Below are 18,033 nucleotides of genomic sequence, written 5' to 3' on the forward strand. Positions count from 1 at the left end.
CGGATATTGATGCAGGCTCTGACGAACCAGAGAGTTTCCGCCGAGGCGGAAATCTACGCCGACCTCGTCGAGACGCTGTTCGACACGACGGAGACCCTGATCGCGGGGATCGTCTTCGGCCTGCTCGCGCCAATGATCGCCTGGCTCTCGACCGGCGAAGCGACCTACCTTGCGCTCGTCGCGCTGATGTCCTGCATCGGCGCCTATCGCATCCACGTCCTCCTCTCGCACAACCACACCCCCATTGCGGAGCGCCGCCGCGACGCGCGCAAATGGGAGCATCGCTATACGATCGGCGCCGTGAGCTTCATGGCCCTGCTGGGGTTTTCCACAGCGATCCTGTTCAGTCAGCATCACAGTGAGATGATCGGCTATTACGGCGTGATCATCATGACCGGCGTCACCGGCAATCTCGCCGCGCGCAATGCCGCGCGGCCCAATATCGTCTTCTGGCAGGTGGTCGGCACCTGCATGCCGCTCGCCATCACCGTGTTTTTCAGCTTTTCTGTCTGGTATTGGGGTATTTCGGCGTTTCTGATCTTCGGAGCGCTGTCGGTCTTCAAGACGACGAAATTCCTGAAGGGCCATCTCGAGTCGGCGCTGCGCAATGGTCGCGACGCGTCGCGCCAGCGGCAGAAATTCAGCCTGGCGCTCAACTCGATGACGCACGGCCTGTGCATGGGCGACTCGGAGCTTAACATCACCGTCGTCAATCGCCGCGTGATCGAGTTTTTCGGCATCGTCGCGGCGACGACCCCCATCCGGCTCGAGGCGCTGGCGCATGCGATTGGCAGAAGCGTCGCCATGTCCTCCGTCGAGACGACCGTGTTCACCGAAAGGTGGAAGCGCCACGCCGCCATGCCGCACGCAAATGTATTCACCCACAAGATCGGCGAGCGCTTTTTCGACTTCCACTGCGAGCGCGCAGAGGGAAACGCTTTCATCACCGTGATCGAGGACGTGACGGCGCAACAGCGCGCGCTGCGTGAAATCGAGCGCATCGCCCATTTCGACGATCTCACCGGCCTGCCCAACCGCTATCAGTTCCAGGACACGCTCGGCGAAAACCTTGTCCAGCTGAACGAGCGCGGCCTGAAGGCGGCTCTGATCAATATCGATCTCGATCGGTTCAAGGAGGTCAACGACACGCTCGGCCACACCGTCGGCGACCAGCTTCTCGCGAGCGTCGGGGCGCGTCTGAGCGCCTGCGCGCCCGCGCCGCACATGGTCGCGCGTCTCGGCGGCGACGAATTCTGCGTGCTCGTGCGCGCCACGAGGGAGTTGCCCGACATCGACGCTTTGGCCCAGCGAATGATCGCGGAGATGAACCGCCCATTCTTCATCGACGGCAACACGATCAGCATCGGCGCAAGCATCGGCGTCGCGGCGGCGCCGCAGGACTCGGAAACGCCCATCGGCCTGCTCAAATGCAGCGATCTGGCGCTGTACCGCGCCAAGTCCGGTCAACGCGGAACGGCGGTCTGGTTTACGCCGCAGATGCAGGAGGCGCTGAGCAGGAAGCGCGAGATCGAGACGGAACTGCGTCATGCGCTCGAGGCCGATCAGCTGATCGTCCATTATCAGCCGATCGTCGACTCGCGCCGCGGAGCGGTCGTCGCCATGGAGGCGCTCTTGCGCTGGCGCCACCCCGAGCGCTGCCTCGTCTCGCCGGTCGAATTCATCCCGGTCGCCGAGGAAACCGGACTGATCGTCGACATCGGCGCATGGGCGCTGAAGCGAGCGTGCAGTGACGCAATGGCCTGGCCGGCGCATGTTCGCGTCGCGGTCAATCTTTCGCCCCGACAGTTTCATCAGACCGATCTCGTCACGACGATCGCTGCGGCAATCAGCGAAACCGGTCTGTCGCCCGACCGGCTCGAACTCGAGATCACGGAAACGACGCTGATGGCGCAAACGGACGACGTCGAACGCAAGGTGCGCGCGATAGACGCGCTGGGCGTCCGTCTCTCGCTCGACGATTTCGGCGCGGGCTACAGCAGCCTCGGCTACCTCGACCGTTTCCCAGTGAAGAAAGTGAAGATCGACCAGTCCTTCGCGCGGCAGGCGATCGATTCGCCGAAAACGCAGGCGATCATCGGCGCGATATCGCTGCTTGCACGTGACCTCGGCATAGACCTCGTCGCAGAGGGCGTCGAAAACCATGACCAGCTCGCCTTCATGGCGAGCAAGAACATCTTCCTCATCCAGGGTTACTTGTACAGCAAACCGCGCCCGATAGAGGAACTCGCGCCGCATCTCGCCCATTGGCAAGACGCGCCGCGCCTCGAGAGCGCGGCGTAACCGATTTTTACCGGCGGTCCAGCGCGCGGCGATCGATGGGCGGCTGCGCCATGCGTTCGGCGCGGAAAATCGCATGCGACGCATTATAGCGTCGGCCGAACAGCCGCAGATAGGCGTCGATTGCGGCAAGCTCGGGCTGCGGCTCGACGACATCCTTGACGATCATCAATTCACGCGCCTCTTCCGCGCCAATGACGGAATCGCTCTCGATCAGCCGCTCGGTCTTCACAAAGCCGATTCGGCGGCCGAGCGCCGCATAGAGCCCGAACAATTCAAAGGGCTCGCCCTCGAACGAGAATTTCGCGCCGGCTTCCGCGACGATTGCGGAGCAATGCATGGCGAAATCGAAATCCGCACCGCTCATCAGCGAACGCGCCCAGGCCAGCGTGATGACGGGCGTATCGACAATCAACTCCGCATTCGCGGCGACCATTGCGGCGAAGCCTTCGGCGGCCGGGGAAGCCGCCCCGGGCCCATGAGCAAAATCGAAAATCAGAAACTTCAGCGCGCCATATTCGCCTCTCGTGATGGAGCCGAGCAGAGCCGAGATCGTTTCGACGCCCGCCTTGTCGAAACCGGCGTGCGTTTTTGACAGCACGATCGCGTCGTGTTGCCTCATCCAGACCTGACGAACGCCCGGAAGCTGCGCTGCAGCGTCAGGCAGATTTTCCAGCAACAACCTAGAATCATTGGAAAAAACTACGGTCATGCCTCGACTCCGGGGGGCGGAACGGCTGAAGACAGCGTAAACTAAGCATTAATCCGAAACCCGTAAAAGCGGTTAATTTTCGTTAAATATCGTTAAATTTTTTAATCATTCGGACTTGCCGCCAAAGAAGCGCGCGGTCCGAATGAGGCCCCCGTGTGGCTGAAGGTCGCGGGACAGGCGGCGATCCTTGATATAAGATAACTTTCAGCTGCTACCCGGCCCCGCGTCGCGCCGACGGCGCCTCGGCGGGCGGTCTGTCAGCTGGGAGCGTCTCGGGGCGCATGTTCCAACGGCGCGTCGATTGGAGACCAAAACCGCTCGGCAGAAAAAGAAGCGGCCGAATTATTCGAAAGGGAGAAAAGGAATGAAGATGCGCTTTCTCGCCGTCATGACGATGGCGACGCTCGGATGGGTGGCGCAGGCTCACGCGCATGGCGACGTGGGGTCCAACCAGGGCCAGTGCCTGATGAAGATCGGCCCGGACACGATGAGCTTCACCGGCTATCAGCCCGCCAAGTCACGCGAGCAGTTCTGCGACGACATTCCGGACGCCGGCCCGACGATCATCACGCTCGACGCCCAGCAGGACGAGTTGCGTGACATGAATCTCGAGATGCGCGTGCTGCGCGACGTCGGCCAAAAGGATGACAACGAGAATCTCGAAGCCAATACGGAATATTATTCGGCGCCGAAGAAGTACAGGACCGGCACGCTGACCTTCGACCACAACTTCGTCAACGAAGGGAAATATATCGGCATCGTGAAGGCCAGAAGCGACGACGGCACCAAGGAATATGTCGCGCGCTTCCCCTTCTCGGTCGGCCTGACCGCCACCAAGGACCTCACCATCGCCGTCTTCTTCGGCGCTCTGGCGCTCGTCGGCTTCGGCCTCTGGTACAAGAAGGCCTTCGTCGACAAGAAGCCGGCCGCAAAGGCCTGAGGCTTCAGGGCAAGTCCTCGATGCGACCGTCGCGTAATGTTACGCGGCGGTCCATTTGTTCCGCCAGCTCAAGATTATGCGTCGCGATCAGCGCCGCCAGCCCGGTGTTGCGGGCGAGCGCCATCAGCGTCGCGAAGACATGCTCCGCCGTGCGCGGATCGAGATTTCCCGTCGGCTCGTCAGCCAGAAGAAGATGCGGCGCATTGGCGACCGCGCGCGCGATGGCGACACGCTGCTGCTCGCCTCCAGAAAGTTCCGACGGCCGGTGCGACGCGCGCGCGCCGAGACGCAGATAATCCAGCAATTGCTGCGCGCGAGCGCGCGCTTCCTTCGGATCGAGCCCGTTTATCATCTGCGGCAGCGCAATGTTCTCGAGCGCCGAGAACTCCGGCAGCAGATGGTGAAACTGATAGATGAAGCCGATCGCCGAGCGCCGCAGCCCGGTGCGCTCCGCGTCGCTCATGCGCGAGGTCGGCGCATTATTGATGAGCGCCTCGCCGCCGTCAGGCCGCTCCAGGAGTCCGGCGATATGCAGCAGGGTCGACTTGCCGGCGCCCGATGGCGCGACCAGCGCCACCGTCTCGCCCGGGTAAATCGACAGGTTGATGTCGACGAGAATGTCGAGCCGCGCTTCGCCTTCGCGGTAATGGCGCGCGATGTTGCGCAATTCGAGGACGGCTTCGGTCATTGCGCTTACTCGTGCCGGAGCGCTTCGATCGGGTCGAGCGAGGCGGCCTTCCAGGCGGGATAGATCGAGGCGAGAATGGCGATGACCAGCGTCATGACGACGATCATCGTCACTTCACGCGAATCGACGATGGCCGGCAGTCGCGAGAGGAAATAAAATTCGGCTGGAAACAGATTGGCGTCGAGCGTCCTGTTGAGCAGGACGCGAATCGAATCGAGATTCTTGGCGAGCAGCAGCCCGAGCACGAAACCCGCGATCGTGCCGAGAACGCCGATCGACGCCCCGATGATGAGGAAGACGCGCAGCACCGCTCCCCGCGTCGCGCCGATCGTCCGCAGGATGGCGATGTCCTGCGTCTTGTCCTTCACCAGCATGGTCAGGCCGGAGATGATGTTGAAGGCCGCGACGATGACGATCAGCGTCAGGATGATGAAGAGTATGTTCTTCTCGACCTGCAGCGTGTCGAAGAAGGTCTTGTTGCGCTGTCGCCAGTCGGTGACGATGATCGGCCGCGTGACCGCCTTTTCGAGATTTGCGCGAAAGGCGTCCATCTGCTCCGGGTCGTCGACGAAGGCCTCGACGACCGTCGCCTCATTGTCCTTGTTGAAGAAGGCCTGCGCCTCGGCAAGCGGCATATAGACGAAGACGTTGTCGAACTCCGACATGCCGATCGAGAAGATCGCCGCAACCTTGTAGGCCTTGATGCGCGGCGCGACGCCAAAAGGCGTCTGCGCGCCCTTGGCGATGAGCAGGCTCACCTTGTCGCCGACGGCGACGCCGAGATTCTCCGCCAGACGCTGGCCGATCGCAACGCTCTCGCCGGCGTCGAAACCCTTGAACGAACCATCCTTCACATTGCCGGTGACGCCCGGGAGGCGCATGATGTCCTTCTCACGCACGCCGCGCACAAGCACGCCCGACTGACCAAATTGCGTCGATATGCCCGCCGCACCCTCGACCATCGGAATCGCGAGCTTCACGCCCGGAACTTTCTCGGTCTTGCCGGCGACGTCGTCCCAATCGGTGAAAGGCGTCTCGACGGCCTGCAGGAACGCGTGGCCGTTGATGCCCATGATCTTGTCCATCAGCTCGCGATGGAAACCGTTCATCACCGAGGTGACGACGATCAGCGTCGCGACGCCGAGCATGATGCCGAGAAACGAGAAACCGGCGATGACCGAAACGAAGCCATCGGCGCGGCGCGCGCGCAGATAGCGCAACGCCACCATCCATTCGAAGGCCGAGAAGGCCCCGGCGCCCTTCGCCGTCGACGTAACGGCTTCCGCGCTGTCGCTCATGCGCGCGCCTGCTTGACCGCCTCGACGATCCGCGCGACGACGTCCTCGGGAGAGAGCAGCTCACGCTCGCCGGTGCGGCGACGCTTCACCTCCACCCTGCCCTCGGCGAGGCCCTTCGGCCCGACGAGTATCTGCCAGGGCAGGCCGATGAGGTCGAGCGTGGCGAATTTCGCGCCGGGGCGCTCGTCGCGATCGTCATGCAAGACGTCGAGCCCGGCGTTTTCGAGCTGCTGGACGAGGTCGCCGCAAACCCTTCCGGTGTTCGCATCCCCGACCTTGAGATCCGCGACGCCGACATGGAAGGGCGCGACCTGCTCCGGCCAGACGATGCCGGCCTCGTCGTGACCCGCCTCGATGATCGCCGCGACGAGACGCGACGGGCCGATGCCGTAGGAACCCATCTGCACGACGACCTCCTTGCCGTCCGGGCCGTTGACGACGGCCTTCATCGGCTCGGAATACTTCGTCCCGAAGTAGAAAATATGGCCGACCTCGATGCCTCGGGCGGAAACCCGCGAGGCTTCGGGCACAGCCTCATAGGCCGCGGCGTCGTGCATCTCGCTCGTAGCGGCGTATCGGCTCGTCCATTTGCCGACGATCTCCTCCAGCGCGGGCGCGTCGTCGAAATCGACATTGGCCGGCGGCGGCGCGAAGGACAGGAAGTCCTTGTGACAGAAGACCTCGCTCTCGCCGGTCTCGGCAAGGATGATGAACTCATGGCTCAGATTGCCGCCGATCGGGCCGGATTCGGCGGCCATCGGAATGGCGGTCAAACCCATGCGCGCGAAGGTGCGCAGATAGGCCACGAACATCCTGTTGTAGGAATGGCGCCCGGCCTCCGCCGTCAGGTCGAAGGAATAGGCGTCCTTCATGAGAAATTCGCGCGAGCGCATGACGCCGAAACGCGGGCGCACCTCGTCGCGGAACTTCCATTGGATGTGATAGAGATTGAGCGGCAAGTCCTTGTAGGAGCGCACATAGGCCCGGAAGATCTCCGTGATCATCTCCTCATTGGTGGGGCCGAAGAGCATCTCGCGGTCGTGGCGGTCGGTGATGCGCAGCATCTCCTTGCCATAGGCGTCGTAGCGGCCTGATTCGCGCCAGAGGTCCGCCGACTGGATCGTCGGCATGAGACACTCTATTGCCCCGGCGCGATTCTGCTCCTCCCGAATGATTCTCGTGATATTGTTGAGAACTTTCAGTCCGAGCGGCAGCCATGCGTAGATGCCGGCCGATTCCTGCCGGATGAGCCCCGCCCGCAGCATCAGCCGGTGCGAGACGATCTCGGCTTCCTTCGGCGTCTCGCGCAGTATGGGCAGGAAATATCGGGACAGGCGCATGTCGTCTTCCAGTCGGGCGAATCGGAAAGGTGGGCGAGCATAGCCCGTCCGCCGCTAAAGGAAACGGCGCGAGGCTCACGCTCTCGGGGGCCGTTGAAGCCCGTCGCGAGGGAAAACGCAAGTGAGCGGATTTCTTCACCATCCCGGAACAGGCCTAAACTTTTTATCGATAGGCCGGACACACAGCCTATATTATGCCCATCCATGATGAAGCGAGCTATTATTGTCAACACTTGCTTCGGGGGAGGTCAATCTTATGAAGAAAGCGTATATATTACTGGCTGCTATGACGCTCGTCTCTCCAATCATTACATCATCGGCTCCTCGCGCCGAGCAACAAACGTCGAAAAAGCCCAACATTCTCATTATCTGGGGCGACGACATCGGCCAGTTCAACGTCAGCGCCTACAATAACGGCATGATGGGCTACCGGACGCCCAACATCGACAGCATCGCGCGGGAGGGCGCGATGTTCACCGACTGGTATGGCCAGCAGAGCTGCACCGCCGGCCGCGCCGCCTTCATCACCGGCCAGTCGCCAATTCGCACCGGCCTCACCAAGGTAGGCCTCCCCGGCGCGCCGGAGGGCATGAAGAAGGAAGACCCGACCATCGCCGGGCTCCTCAAGCCGCTTGGCTATGTGACAGGCCAGTTCGGCAAGAACCATCTCGGCGATCGCGACGACATGCTGCCCACGAACCACGGCTTCGACGAGTTCTACGGCAATCTCTATCACCTGAACGCCGAGGAAGAGCCGGAGAACCCGGATTATCCGAAAAATCCCGATTTCAAGAAGAAATTCGGCCCGCGCGGCGTCATTCACAGCTTCGCCGGCGGCAAGATCGAGGACACGGGTCCGCTGACCCGCAAGCGCATGGAGACGGTGGACGAGGAAACCACCGCTGCGGCGCTCGGCTTCATGGAGAAGGCCGTGAAGGAGGACAAGCCCTTCTTCATCTGGTGGAACTCGACCCGGATGCACATCTTCACGCATCTCAAGCCCGCATCCGAGGGCAAGAGCGGCCTCGGGGTCTATGCCGACGGCATGATCGAGCACGACGCGATGGTGGGACAATTGCTCGCCAAGCTGAAGGAGCTCGGAATCGAAGACAACACGATCGTGATGTATTCGACCGATAATGGTGCCGAGACCTTCACCTGGCCCGACGGCGGCACGACCATGTTCCGCGGCGAGAAGAATACGAACTGGGAAGGCGGCTATCGCGTTCCGACGGTCATCCGCTGGCCGGGCGTGATCAAGCCCGGCACGATCAGCAATGAGATCGCCGCCCATGAGGACATGGCGACGACGCTGCTTGCGGCGGCGGGGGACCCGGATATCAAATCCGAACTGCTGAAGGGCAAGCGCATCAGCGGCCGCAACTACAAGGTCCATCTCGACGGCTACAATCTGCTGCCGGCGCTGAAAGGCGAGGCGGAATGGCCGCGCAAGGAGTTCATCTACTGGACCGACGACGGCTCCGTCGCCGCAATGCGCTACCAGAACATGAAAGTGACATTCCTCAAGCAAAACGCGGTTGGCCTGAAGGTCTGGCAGACGCCCTTCGAGGAGTTGCGGGCGCCTTTGCTGACGAATCTGCGCATGGACCCGTTCGAGCGCGCGGAGGAGGAGAACGCGGTCGGCTACCAGCGATGGTATCTCGATCGCATGTTCATGATCGCGCCAGCGGCCGGATACGTCGGGCAATGGTTGCAAAGCTTCAAGGAGTTTCCGCCGCGCCAGAAGCCGGGCAGCTTCAACCTCGACCGCGTGATGGAAGCGGTTACACGCGGCGCGGGCGCCAAATAGTCTGGTCCGCCAATGCCCTTTCGAGGCCGCGGGCGACCCCGCGGCCTTTCCTTTTGACCCCCCGCCTCCGATTGACGATCATGGGCCGGCAGGAGGACAGGATGAGCGAGAAGAATTTCGGCGCTGTGCGCGACAATCCCGCGCGTAGCCGCTTCGAACTTGAAATCGACGGGGCTATCGCTCTCGCGGAATATCGTGTCGACGACGGCGTGATGACCTTCTTTCACACCGAGACGCCTCCCGCCCTGCAGGGACGCGGCGCCGCATCGAAGCTGATCCATGAAGCGCTGCTGACGGCGCGCGAGCGCGGGCTGAAGGTCCGTGCGACGTGCTCCTTCGTGATTGCCTATCTGAAGCGGCACCCGGAGTTTGCGGATCTGGCGGGATGAAGACGAAGGACCGCGCAAAGCAAAGCGCCCAAGCATCGGTTCCGTCGGACCGGCCGTAAGGGGAGTTCTTCCTCCACGACGGAGACAATATGTGTTAAGTATATGGCGGCCCCGAGAGCCCCTCGCCCCGAAGGAGCGACGACATGCGTTATTTTCTTGCAGCGATATTCATTTGCGCGATTTGCGCGCCCCCGGCCTCAGCGCTGCCGGCGCTCAGCCATAATTCGGTTTCGCTGTCGAAAGCGGACTCGATCGTGCAAGTTGCAAAACAAAAGCGGGCGCCCGCTCAGCGCCAAAGTCGCGGCGGCTCCGGCGGCATCCATCCTCTGGTCGGAAGCGGCGACTACTGAACGGCGGATAAGCCGTAGCGCTTTGGCCGCGGCGCCGACCGCGGGCGCGGTGGCGCGCAACTTGTCGCATCCGATTTTTCCCGAGCCGGCGGCTGCGGCTCGCGACAGGCTCACGACCCTTCCGCTTCGGCCGCCAGCTCCAGCCACTGCTCCTCGGCCGCCGCCAGCGCTTTCGCCAGTTCCTCGCGCTGCGCCGCGAGCTTCGAGGCTTCCTGCGGATTACGTGAAAAGGCGTCGGGAGCGGCGAGCGCTTCGTCGACACGGGCGAGGAGCTGGGTGAACTTTTCGACTTTTTCCTCAGCCGCCGCAAGCCGGCGCCTGTAAAAGCCGGCGTCGCGCCGTCGCGGAGCCTCGGGCGCCGACGCTTGGGGCGGCGCTTCGCGTTTCGGCTCCTCGCCTTTGGTTTTCGACAGCACCAGCCTGGCGTATTCATCCATATCGCCGTCGAAGGCCTTCACCGTGCCGCCGTCGACGAGCCACAGGCGATCGGCGCAGGCTTCCAGCAGATAGCGGTCGTGCGAGACCAGCACCACCGCTCCCTCATATTCATTGATGGCCTCGATCAACGCGGCGCGGCTGTCGATATCGAGGTGGTTGGTCGGCTCGTCGAGGATCAGCAGATGCGGGGCGTTGAATGAGGCGACGCCGAGAAGCAGCCGCGCCTTTTCGCCACCAGAGAGATGCGCGACCCTGGTGTCGGCGCGCGCGCCGGAAAAACCCGTCTGCGCCGCCCGCGCCCGCACCCTCGCCTCTGGCGCGTCCGGCATCAGCCGCGAGAAAATGAGGTAGGGCGTGTCCTGCTCGTTGAGATCGTCCACCTGATGCTGGGCGAAAAACCCCGCCTCCAGCTTCGCCGCCCGCACCATATTCCCAGACATGGGCGAAAGGCGCCCGCCGAGCAGCTTGGCGAAGGTCGATTTGCCATTGCCGTTTGCGCCCAGCAGGCCAATCCGATCGTCGTTGGAGAGCGACAGGGTCAGCCGCGACAGCACCACACGCTCGCCATAGCCGATGGAAACCTTGTCGAGCGCGATGATCGGCGGCGACAGCGGCTTTTCCGGCGACGGCAAATGGATCGGCAAAACGCTGTCGTCCACGATCGCCGCGATCGGCTCCATCTTTTCGAGCATCTTGAGACGGGACTGCGCCTGCCGCGCCTTGGTGGCCTTGGCGCGGAAGCGGTCGACGAAGGCCTGCAGGTGTTTCCTCTGCTCCTCCGCCTTCCTGGCGCCCTTGGCGGCAAGAATTTGCGCCTCGCGCCGCTGTTTCTCGAATGAGGAATAATCGCCTTTGTAGAGCGTCAGCCTGCCGCGCTCGAGATGCAGGATATGCGTCGCCACGTCATCCAGCAGATCGCGGTCGTGACTGATGACCAGCACGCTCGCCGGATAGCGCGAGAGATAGTCGACAAGCCAGAGCGTGCCCTCGAGATCGAGATAGTTTGTCGGTTCGTCGAGGAGCAGCAGGTCGGGCTGGGAGAACAGCACTGCCGCAAGCGCCACCCGCATGCGCCAGCCGCCGGAAAACTCCGACAATGGACGCTGCTGCGCGGCGGCGTCGAAGCCGAGGCCATGGAGAATCGCCGCGGCGCGGGCGGGCGCGGAATGGGCGTCTATATCCGCAAGGCGCGTCTGTATCTCGGCGATGTCATGCGCGTCATGCGAGGTCTCGGCGCGCGCAAAAAGTTCGGCGCGCTCGATGTCGGCCGCCAGCACGAAGTCGATGAGCTTGGTCGGCCCGCCCGGCGCCTCCTGCTCGACCCGCCCGAGGCGTGTGCGCGACGGGAGCGAGATGGTTCCTGATTCGGGAGCGATCTCCTCGCATATGAGCCGAAAGAGCGTGGTCTTGCCCGCGCCGTTGCGGCCAACGAACCCCGCGCGCGAGCGGCCAGGCAGAAACACGCTGGCGTGTTCGAAAAGCAGGCGGTCGCCCAGCCGGTAAGTGAGATCATTGACGGTCAGCATCGCCGCGAGCTTTAGGACCTCCGGCTCGCGCGCGCAAACGGTCGGCAAGGGCTTGTCTTGCGCCCCGCGCCCATCTATACAGCCCTCGCTCCGCCGCAACGCGGCCGAGCGGCCCGCGCCCATCGTCTAGAGGCCTAGGACGTCGCCCTTTCACGGCGAAAACAGGGGTTCGAATCCCCTTGGGCGCGCCAAGTTTCCGGGGAACCGCTGTTTCCCCGTGCGGACGAAAGAGTCCTGACTCATTACCGAGAAACGCCGACGTTCACATACCCGAAAGCAAGTGATGGCATTTTAAGCTCGGCAAAGACGTTCAGCGGGTAAGTGCCGGAGCATTCTCTGGCCGGGCGACAGGACATGGGAAACTCCGAAATCATGATCATGGGCGATGGGATTGCCGATACTGGCGAAAGAATCGAGGGGGCTCTGCCTGGACTTCAGTCGGGGCGTCTGAACCGCCGGTCGTTTCTGTCCGGCTCCGCGGCCGGACTCGGCGCGCTGGGGCTCGCCGGTTGTGTGTCGTCAGACGACATGCTGCGCGCCGAGGCGGCGAAGTTCTACGCGCTGGTCCCCGACGAGAAGTTCCCGATCCCGGCGGTTGATATCAGCAAGATAAATCCGAAATTTTTGCGCCAGACAGTGCGCTACGACACCAAAGAGGCGCCCGGCACGATTATCGTCGATCCCGGCAATTACTTTGTTTACCGCATCGAAGGCGACGGAAAGGCCACCCGCTATGGAGCCAATGTCGCCCGACCCGGGTTCCGGTGGAACGGTGAAGTTTATGTCGGACGCAAGGCCGAGTGGCCCGTCTGGACGCCGCCCAAGGAGATGATCGCACGCCAGCCGGAAGCGCGCAAATATGCCGCCGGCATGCCGGGAGGGCTCGACAATCCGCTCGGCGCCCGAGTGCTCTATCTCTATAAAAACGGCGTCTACACAGTCTTCACGATCTACAGCACGAGCGACCCAGAGACGATCGGGACCGCCATTACGAGCGGCTGTACCGGCCTCCTCAGTCAGGACATGCTCGACCTCTATTCGCGAACGCCGGTCAAGACGAAGGTGGTCATGCTGCCGGCATAACCAACGGCGACACCCCCCTTGTCAGTTCGTTAAAAGGGCTTCGGAAGACGACGGTCCACCGGGAGAAGTTTACTCTTTTTGTCCTCTGCCATGCGCCAATGAAATCAATGCGTCGCGAATTTCAGCCAGTCGGAATTCAGCGTCATAAGGAAAAGGCGTTACCGGACATGGCCGACGAACGCGAAAGCAGGATGGGGTTAGCCCGTCGCTTGTGAAGAACGCTGATTACGCGGCGACGGGATGATTTTCTGAGTGAGTCGCGGGACCCGGTCTGGCAAGGAAGAGCGCCTACGAAAGCGCCCGCCATGCGAGCAGTCGCCGGAAGTTATAGCCGGCGGGGCGAGGATGGCGTTGATTGGGTCGCCGGTCGCATGGGCGAGACGATTTCTTTCCATGCGATGCTCGCCTCCTCCATGTCCACTCCATTCACGACTTCGTGAAGTAAGTCGACGCTTTCGCCAAGTTGTCCAGCGCCGCGATCGATCGTCATGACACGATAAACCTTGTTGACCTGCATGGTCATGCCGCCAGCGCCTTGTCGAGATGATCGTTATCACCATAACAGCCAATGACCGCTTCAATCTCCCAGTTGGCGCGCGCGTCGTCCTGGCTCACGCTCAGAGCGGTTTCGTCCGCTGGCCTCCGGGATAAAAAGCTTCAGCGGCAGTGCTTGCTTAATTTTCGATCGGAACCGAGATCATCGTCGCTAATGCTGCGGCGGCGGTGCAAGGTCTGTAAAGGCTTTATCGCTCGGACACGTTGCGAGCGGTGATTCCAAGATTGAGGCCGCCCGAGCGCTGAACGCGCCCGGGCTATTTTTTAGCGACTTGAAAAAGTTACGCAGACAACGAAGACACTCCCGCGCAGAACGCAACCGCGTCACCAGAGGAGCGGGTAGCATTGCCCTCCTGCACGACCGAACGCGCAGTATCGCCGACGCGTTCCGAGAGGACTCCTGCCGACTGTCAGCTCTCTCTCGCACCGCAATCAACCATCAGAGCGCGAGGCGCCCCCGCCGCCTGAAAACAGGCGGCGGGGGCGCGGCTTATGCAGCGACTATTGAGCGGCCAGCGCTCAATGGCGGCCCTTCTTGCGCGGAGCCGGAGCCGCAGCGGCGGCCGCAGGCGGGGGCGGCGTTACGGGCATATACTGTAGGCTGATGTTGCCGATTCCGGCCGAGAGATTGAGGCCCGTATCCGCGGAGACAGAAATCGGCTGCAGCGAAATCGTCTTGTTGGAGCCGCCAACGAGCACCGCGCCCCCTGCGCCGGCGCCGACAGCGACATTGCCCTGGGCGCCGACATAGTCGCCGGCGAGAGCGCCCGGCGCCACACTGTTCGTGGCCGCTACGACACCCCACACAAGCTGCCCCGGACCGCTGATTCCGATGTTCAAGCCGACATTGGTGAGACGGCCGATATAATGCTGAGGCGGAGCGCCCGACGCATCCTGATACACGCAGTCGAGCGCCTGGTTCTCCATAAGGATCATCCCGACGCCGCCGGAAATATGGCACACCAGCGAACCGACTTTCGCCGATTGCGCCGACGCAGCCATCGGAACCAACGCGGCGATCAGCGAAACAGCGCAGAGACGGCCAGAAAGCCATGAGAAGGACATTGCATACCTCTTGAAAGTGAGCGAACCGATCCTCGCTAATAGAGGCCGGATTGCGGCAAATTTCAGTTCACGGGCGCATCCTGCGCCTTCGAAAGATTGCCGATCATGACGCTGATGGACAACTCTCCCGCCGCGCAAATGTAAATCTTACTTACAGCCGCGCTTTAAACCGACAAACTGGTTGTACACAAAAGCGCCCAAGTCTCCCGCCATCACGCGACACGAGCGCGTTACACGCACTCTCCCGCCTTCACTGATTTTGCCAAACTGTCCGCGGCGAACATCGCATCCATCACCATTTGAGCGGTGACCTCGAAAGGCTCATTGTGCGCGCTCTCGCCTTCGGCGACCGCCCGCTCCGCAATCGCGCGGGCTTGTTCCATCGACATAGCCTCCAGCCCGAGTTCCGCAAGCGTCGTCGGCAATCCGACCGAAAGGCAAAAGCCCAAGACTTCGTTCAGGAGCCCGGAGTCCCTGCCCTCCAGAACAAGTTGAACAAGCGTTCCGAAGGCGACTTTCTCGCCATGAAGTCGATCATGCGTTTCGGGAGCGGCCGTCAACCCGTTGTGCACCGAATGCGCGACTGCGAGGCCGGCCGACTCGAAACCTAGACCCGATAGCAATGTGTTTGCCTCGACGATACGCTCGAAAGCGGGAGTCACCACGCCAGCCCGAGCGGCGGCAACCGCAGCGACGCCATCCTTCAACAAAGTGCGGTAGCAAAGTTCTGAAATCGCGGCGGCCGCGAGCGTGCTCGATCCCCCGACAACATTTTTCTTATGGGCGCGGATCGAGGCCTCCGCCTCGAAATAGGTCGCAAGCGCGTCACCCATGCCTGAAATCAGCAGACGAACCGGGGCCTTTGCAATAATGCTCGTGTCGACGAGGACAAGATCCGGGTTTCGCCGGTAATAGAGACATTTTTCAAAGACGCCTTTCTCGGTGTAAACAACGGACAATGCGCTGCATGGAGCGTCGCTCGACGCCGTCGTCGGGCAACATGCGATGGGCAAGCAGAGCTCGCTCGCGACGGCTCTCGCCGTATCGAGAACCTTCCCGCCGCCGACGCCGATAATGAGCGATGCCCCGACCCGACGCGCCTCATCTTTCCCGCGCGCAATCTCCACAAAAGAGCATTCGCCGCCAAAATCGAGAATTTCAAAACTCAGTTCACAGACAGAAAATGTCGCTTGCCAGACGGGGAAGAGAACTTCGCGTGGACTGCGGCTTGCGATGATGAGCGTCTTGCCGACAAGACCCAATCTCTGCAATTCCGAGGCGAGAAATCGCGTTGCCTCGCGTCCCTGCACATAACGCGCCGGTGAACAAAAGACACTGAGCATGGCGACGCCGTCCTCCACGAGGGGATCGCCACAGATGCTACGCCATCGCCTTACGCAAAGATAGGCGTCGAAGTTTCCATTGATAAAATGTCAACGCTTTGACAAGCTTATCAGCGTTGACTCGGGAATTCGGCGACGACAAATTTTTCGAGGGTGGGCCGAAAGCGTGACTTGAGAGCGCTTCATCAATAATCTTGTCCTCTTTGCCGCTTCGACAGTTTTCCGGTTCCGCCCCTGTTGCGAACCGGGAAGCGAGTGGGATCCGCGGCGATCCTCGCCACGCTGAAAGACAACACTGGGAACTGATCGAAGAATGTCCAACTATGACCAACAGCCAGCCGCCGCTTCTTTGCCCGCCGAATTCCTGAATCGATGGATAGCGCATTCAGCGGCGCTACTGGATTCGTTTCGTGAACGGACTGGCCTGGAGTTGATTGAGAGAGGCGGTGACCCGCACGACGAGGCGGAGCGCCTGTTTCTTGCGCCCTTCGTAGTGGTGTCGCACGGAACCGAACAGGATCCTGTTCTCAATTACGGCAACCGACAAGCCTTGCTCTTATGGGAAATGACACCGGAGGATCTCGTCTCCACCCCGTCCCGATTGACGGCCGAGCCGATGTTGAGGGAATCGCGCGAGCGCCTGCTGGCGGAAACGGCCCGCAAGGGATATGTCAGCGCTTATGAAGGCGTTCGTATCAGTGCGACCGGTCGGCGCTTCAACATCCATGACGTGACGATCTGGAATGTGACGGACTCGTCCGGTCGAGCGCTGGGTCAGGCGGCGACATTTCCGCGCTGGACATATTTGTCCTGATGGAGATCGAAGGCTTGGGAAAATGACATTGCGTCCGCAATCGCTTCTCCCAATGCGTCACGCGAGAAATGCGCGGATTGAACGAAGGAATTTCGTTGGGTTTTCGAGTCACATGATATGACTGTCTCCTTCCTGCTCTTCAAAAATCTCGACAGTCGCTCCAATCCGGCCATGCCGTGACAACAGGCGCCTGGTCGATGGGCGCCAGTCGGGAGACGCAATCTCTGCCGAACATTTCGAGGTAGCTCGATATGACCGCGCACCCCATCGGATGGCCAAACAATATCGCGCCGTCGAGGTCGAACTTGGCAATTACACCAGCCGCATCGGCGGCGAACCATGCTATGCGATAGCCGCAATCCGGCTTTTCCGACGCGCCATGACCGCGCATGTCGAAGGCGATGACTGTGTAGTCTTTTGATAGATCATCCAGCAACTGCGTGAACATTGCCGCAGTTTGCGACCAGCCCAAAGCAAGAACCATGGGTCTGCCGCGTCCGGCTGTCAGATAGTGCAGGCAGACATCGTCGTTCGTGATGATAGAGCGTGAGTTGAGCATCATCGGAGTCAATCGTTTTCCGACTCCACTTCAAGACAGCGCCATGCGCTTTGGCGAATGCATTGTGTCCTGACGCAATTTGTCGTCGTAACGGCCGAATCTCGAGGCGCCCCGCGCGCCATTCGGTTGATGTGATTTCTTATGATGTGAAAGGCTAGCCACGAAACAGAAGAGCGTCGCCTGTTTACATTAATCGGCGCACCTGTCGTCAAATGAAAATATGCTTTCGTCTATCAAAAAGCGGATAGCCCCTTTTCTCTAACATCGCTAAACAGTCGGACGGGCTGGCCACGCCGGACCATAGCTGTGGAATGTCAAAAATTCACCGCACACGAGTGGGAGAAAGAATATGCGCTTTGCAACTCTGACCGTTGCAGCCATGATCTCGATCATGGCTGAGTCGGCCTCAGCCGCCGTCGGGCTCGACACATATGTCGACAAGAATGGCTATCTCGATGTTCAAGCACTCACCTGCGACCAACTCGCAAACACCTATCAGGAAGACGCCAACGCCCTCGCATTCTGGTATTCCGGTTGGTACAACGGCCTCGCGAAGAAGCACTACTATCACATGACCCGCTCGAAGGGTCTGGAGCACGAGCTGATCGTCTACTGTAAGGCGCATCGTGATCAAAAGATCATTCATGCGCTCGACGTGCTCTTCAAGGAAGAGCGCGACAAGCAGTAATCGAAACCGGCGACGAACCCACAGTCGGGATTCGATTGCCGACGACAAAGCCGCCGCGCAAGGTTGCGCAGCGGCGCTGTCGGTTTCCCGTCGGACTTAGCCGGTATTCCTTTTTTGACAACAGTCATTTAGGTGCA

At 61.3% G+C, this 18,033-nt stretch carries 16 protein-coding genes and 1 tRNA gene; 8 read left to right on the forward strand and 9 right to left on the reverse strand.

Annotation, left to right across the window (positions count from 1 at the left end; all coding sequences use genetic code 11):
* Positions 1–9: 9 nt before the first annotated feature.
* Complete coding sequence (locus MET49242_RS08625) at positions 10–2,301, forward strand: bifunctional diguanylate cyclase/phosphodiesterase (RefSeq protein WP_036282370.1); 2,292 nt, start codon at positions 10–12, stop codon at positions 2,299–2,301.
* Between the two features lie 7 nt (positions 2,302–2,308).
* On the opposite strand, the gene MET49242_RS08630 is transcribed toward MET49242_RS08625, so the two are convergent.
* Positions 2,309–3,010 carry an enoyl-CoA hydratase gene (locus MET49242_RS08630; protein WP_244430768.1) on the reverse strand — a complete coding sequence of 234 codons (702 nt, stop codon included), beginning with the start codon at positions 3,008–3,010 and terminating at the stop codon, positions 2,309–2,311.
* A gap of 364 nt (positions 3,011–3,374) precedes the next feature.
* Here MET49242_RS08630 and MET49242_RS08635 point away from each other — a divergent pair, with 364 nt between their 5' ends.
* Entirely contained in the window at positions 3,375–3,950 is a 576-nt protein-coding gene (locus tag MET49242_RS08635; protein WP_036287412.1) for a hypothetical protein, read from the forward strand.
* 4 nt (positions 3,951–3,954) lie between these two features.
* Here the strand turns inward: MET49242_RS08635 and MET49242_RS08640 are convergent, their stop codons facing one another.
* Genes MET49242_RS08640 through proS form a run of 3 tightly spaced genes read right to left on the reverse strand, consistent with a single transcriptional unit; the run spans position 3,955 to position 7,276 of the window.
* Positions 3,955–4,638 carry an ABC transporter ATP-binding protein gene (locus MET49242_RS08640; RefSeq protein ID WP_036282376.1) on the reverse strand — a complete coding sequence of 228 codons (684 nt, stop codon included), beginning with the start codon at positions 4,636–4,638 and terminating at the stop codon, positions 3,955–3,957.
* Between the two features lie 5 nt (positions 4,639–4,643).
* Positions 4,644–5,936: a lipoprotein-releasing ABC transporter permease subunit gene (locus MET49242_RS08645; protein ID WP_036282378.1), complete on the reverse strand. Its 1,293-nt coding sequence runs from the start codon at positions 5,934–5,936 to the stop codon at positions 4,644–4,646.
* The gene (proS, locus tag MET49242_RS08650) at positions 5,933–7,276 is read right to left on the reverse strand and encodes a proline--tRNA ligase (protein WP_036282380.1); all 1,344 of its coding nucleotides are present in this window, start codon (positions 7,274–7,276) and stop codon (positions 5,933–5,935) included. Before proS ends, MET49242_RS08645 begins: the two co-directional genes overlap by 4 nt.
* Positions 7,277–7,532: 256 nt before the next feature.
* On the opposite strand from proS, the gene MET49242_RS08655 reads away from it, so the two are divergent.
* Complete coding sequence (locus tag MET49242_RS08655; protein WP_036282381.1) at positions 7,533–9,086, forward strand: sulfatase-like hydrolase/transferase; 1,554 nt, start codon at positions 7,533–7,535, stop codon at positions 9,084–9,086.
* Positions 9,087–9,187: 101 nt separating this feature from the next.
* Entirely contained in the window at positions 9,188–9,475 is a 288-nt protein-coding gene (locus MET49242_RS08660; protein ID WP_036287415.1) for a GNAT family N-acetyltransferase, read from the forward strand.
* A gap of 460 nt (positions 9,476–9,935) precedes the next feature.
* Here the strand turns inward: MET49242_RS08660 and MET49242_RS08670 are convergent, their stop codons facing one another.
* On the reverse strand, positions 9,936–11,789 hold the full coding sequence (locus tag MET49242_RS08670) for an ABC-F family ATP-binding cassette domain-containing protein (RefSeq protein WP_036287417.1): 1,854 nt from the start codon (positions 11,787–11,789) through the stop codon (positions 9,936–9,938).
* A 115-nt stretch (positions 11,790–11,904) separates the two neighbouring features.
* Between MET49242_RS08670 and MET49242_RS08675 the strand changes: the two genes are divergently transcribed.
* Positions 11,905–11,980, forward strand: a tRNA-Glu gene (locus MET49242_RS08675).
* A gap of 181 nt (positions 11,981–12,161) precedes the next feature.
* Positions 12,162–12,872: a L,D-transpeptidase gene (locus tag MET49242_RS08680; RefSeq protein WP_036287420.1), complete on the forward strand. Its 711-nt coding sequence runs from the start codon at positions 12,162–12,164 to the stop codon at positions 12,870–12,872.
* 325 nt (positions 12,873–13,197) lie between these two features.
* Here MET49242_RS08680 and MET49242_RS08685 read toward each other — a convergent pair whose 3' ends face one another.
* From MET49242_RS08685 to MET49242_RS08695, 3 genes are all read right to left on the reverse strand, one after another.
* On the reverse strand, positions 13,198–13,395 hold the full coding sequence (locus tag MET49242_RS08685) for a hypothetical protein (protein WP_144259529.1): 198 nt from the start codon (positions 13,393–13,395) through the stop codon (positions 13,198–13,200).
* Between the two features lie 551 nt (positions 13,396–13,946).
* Positions 13,947–14,492: a DUF992 domain-containing protein gene (locus MET49242_RS08690; protein WP_036282384.1), complete on the reverse strand. Its 546-nt coding sequence runs from the start codon at positions 14,490–14,492 to the stop codon at positions 13,947–13,949.
* A 230-nt stretch (positions 14,493–14,722) separates the two neighbouring features.
* Complete coding sequence (locus MET49242_RS08695; RefSeq protein WP_036287424.1) at positions 14,723–15,835, reverse strand: glycerol dehydrogenase; 1,113 nt, start codon at positions 15,833–15,835, stop codon at positions 14,723–14,725.
* 313 nt (positions 15,836–16,148) lie between these two features.
* Between MET49242_RS08695 and MET49242_RS08700 the strand changes: the two genes are divergently transcribed.
* Positions 16,149–16,649, forward strand: coding sequence for an MEKHLA domain-containing protein (locus MET49242_RS08700; protein WP_084678945.1), 501 nt, complete (start codon positions 16,149–16,151; stop codon positions 16,647–16,649).
* Positions 16,650–16,788: 139 nt separating this feature from the next.
* Here the strand turns inward: MET49242_RS08700 and MET49242_RS08705 are convergent, their stop codons facing one another.
* A complete protein-coding gene (locus MET49242_RS08705; RefSeq protein ID WP_051134083.1) occupies positions 16,789–17,211 on the reverse strand; it encodes an alpha/beta fold hydrolase in 423 nt (140 codons plus the stop codon).
* Between the two features lie 346 nt (positions 17,212–17,557).
* Here MET49242_RS08705 and MET49242_RS08710 point away from each other — a divergent pair, with 346 nt between their 5' ends.
* The gene (locus tag MET49242_RS08710; RefSeq protein ID WP_036282386.1) at positions 17,558–17,896 is read left to right on the forward strand and encodes an HdeA/HdeB family chaperone; all 339 of its coding nucleotides are present in this window, start codon (positions 17,558–17,560) and stop codon (positions 17,894–17,896) included.
* Positions 17,897–18,033 lie beyond the last annotated feature (137 nt).

Source organism: Methylocystis sp. ATCC 49242, assembly GCF_000188155.2.
GTDB lineage: Bacteria > Pseudomonadota > Alphaproteobacteria > Rhizobiales > Beijerinckiaceae > Methylocystis.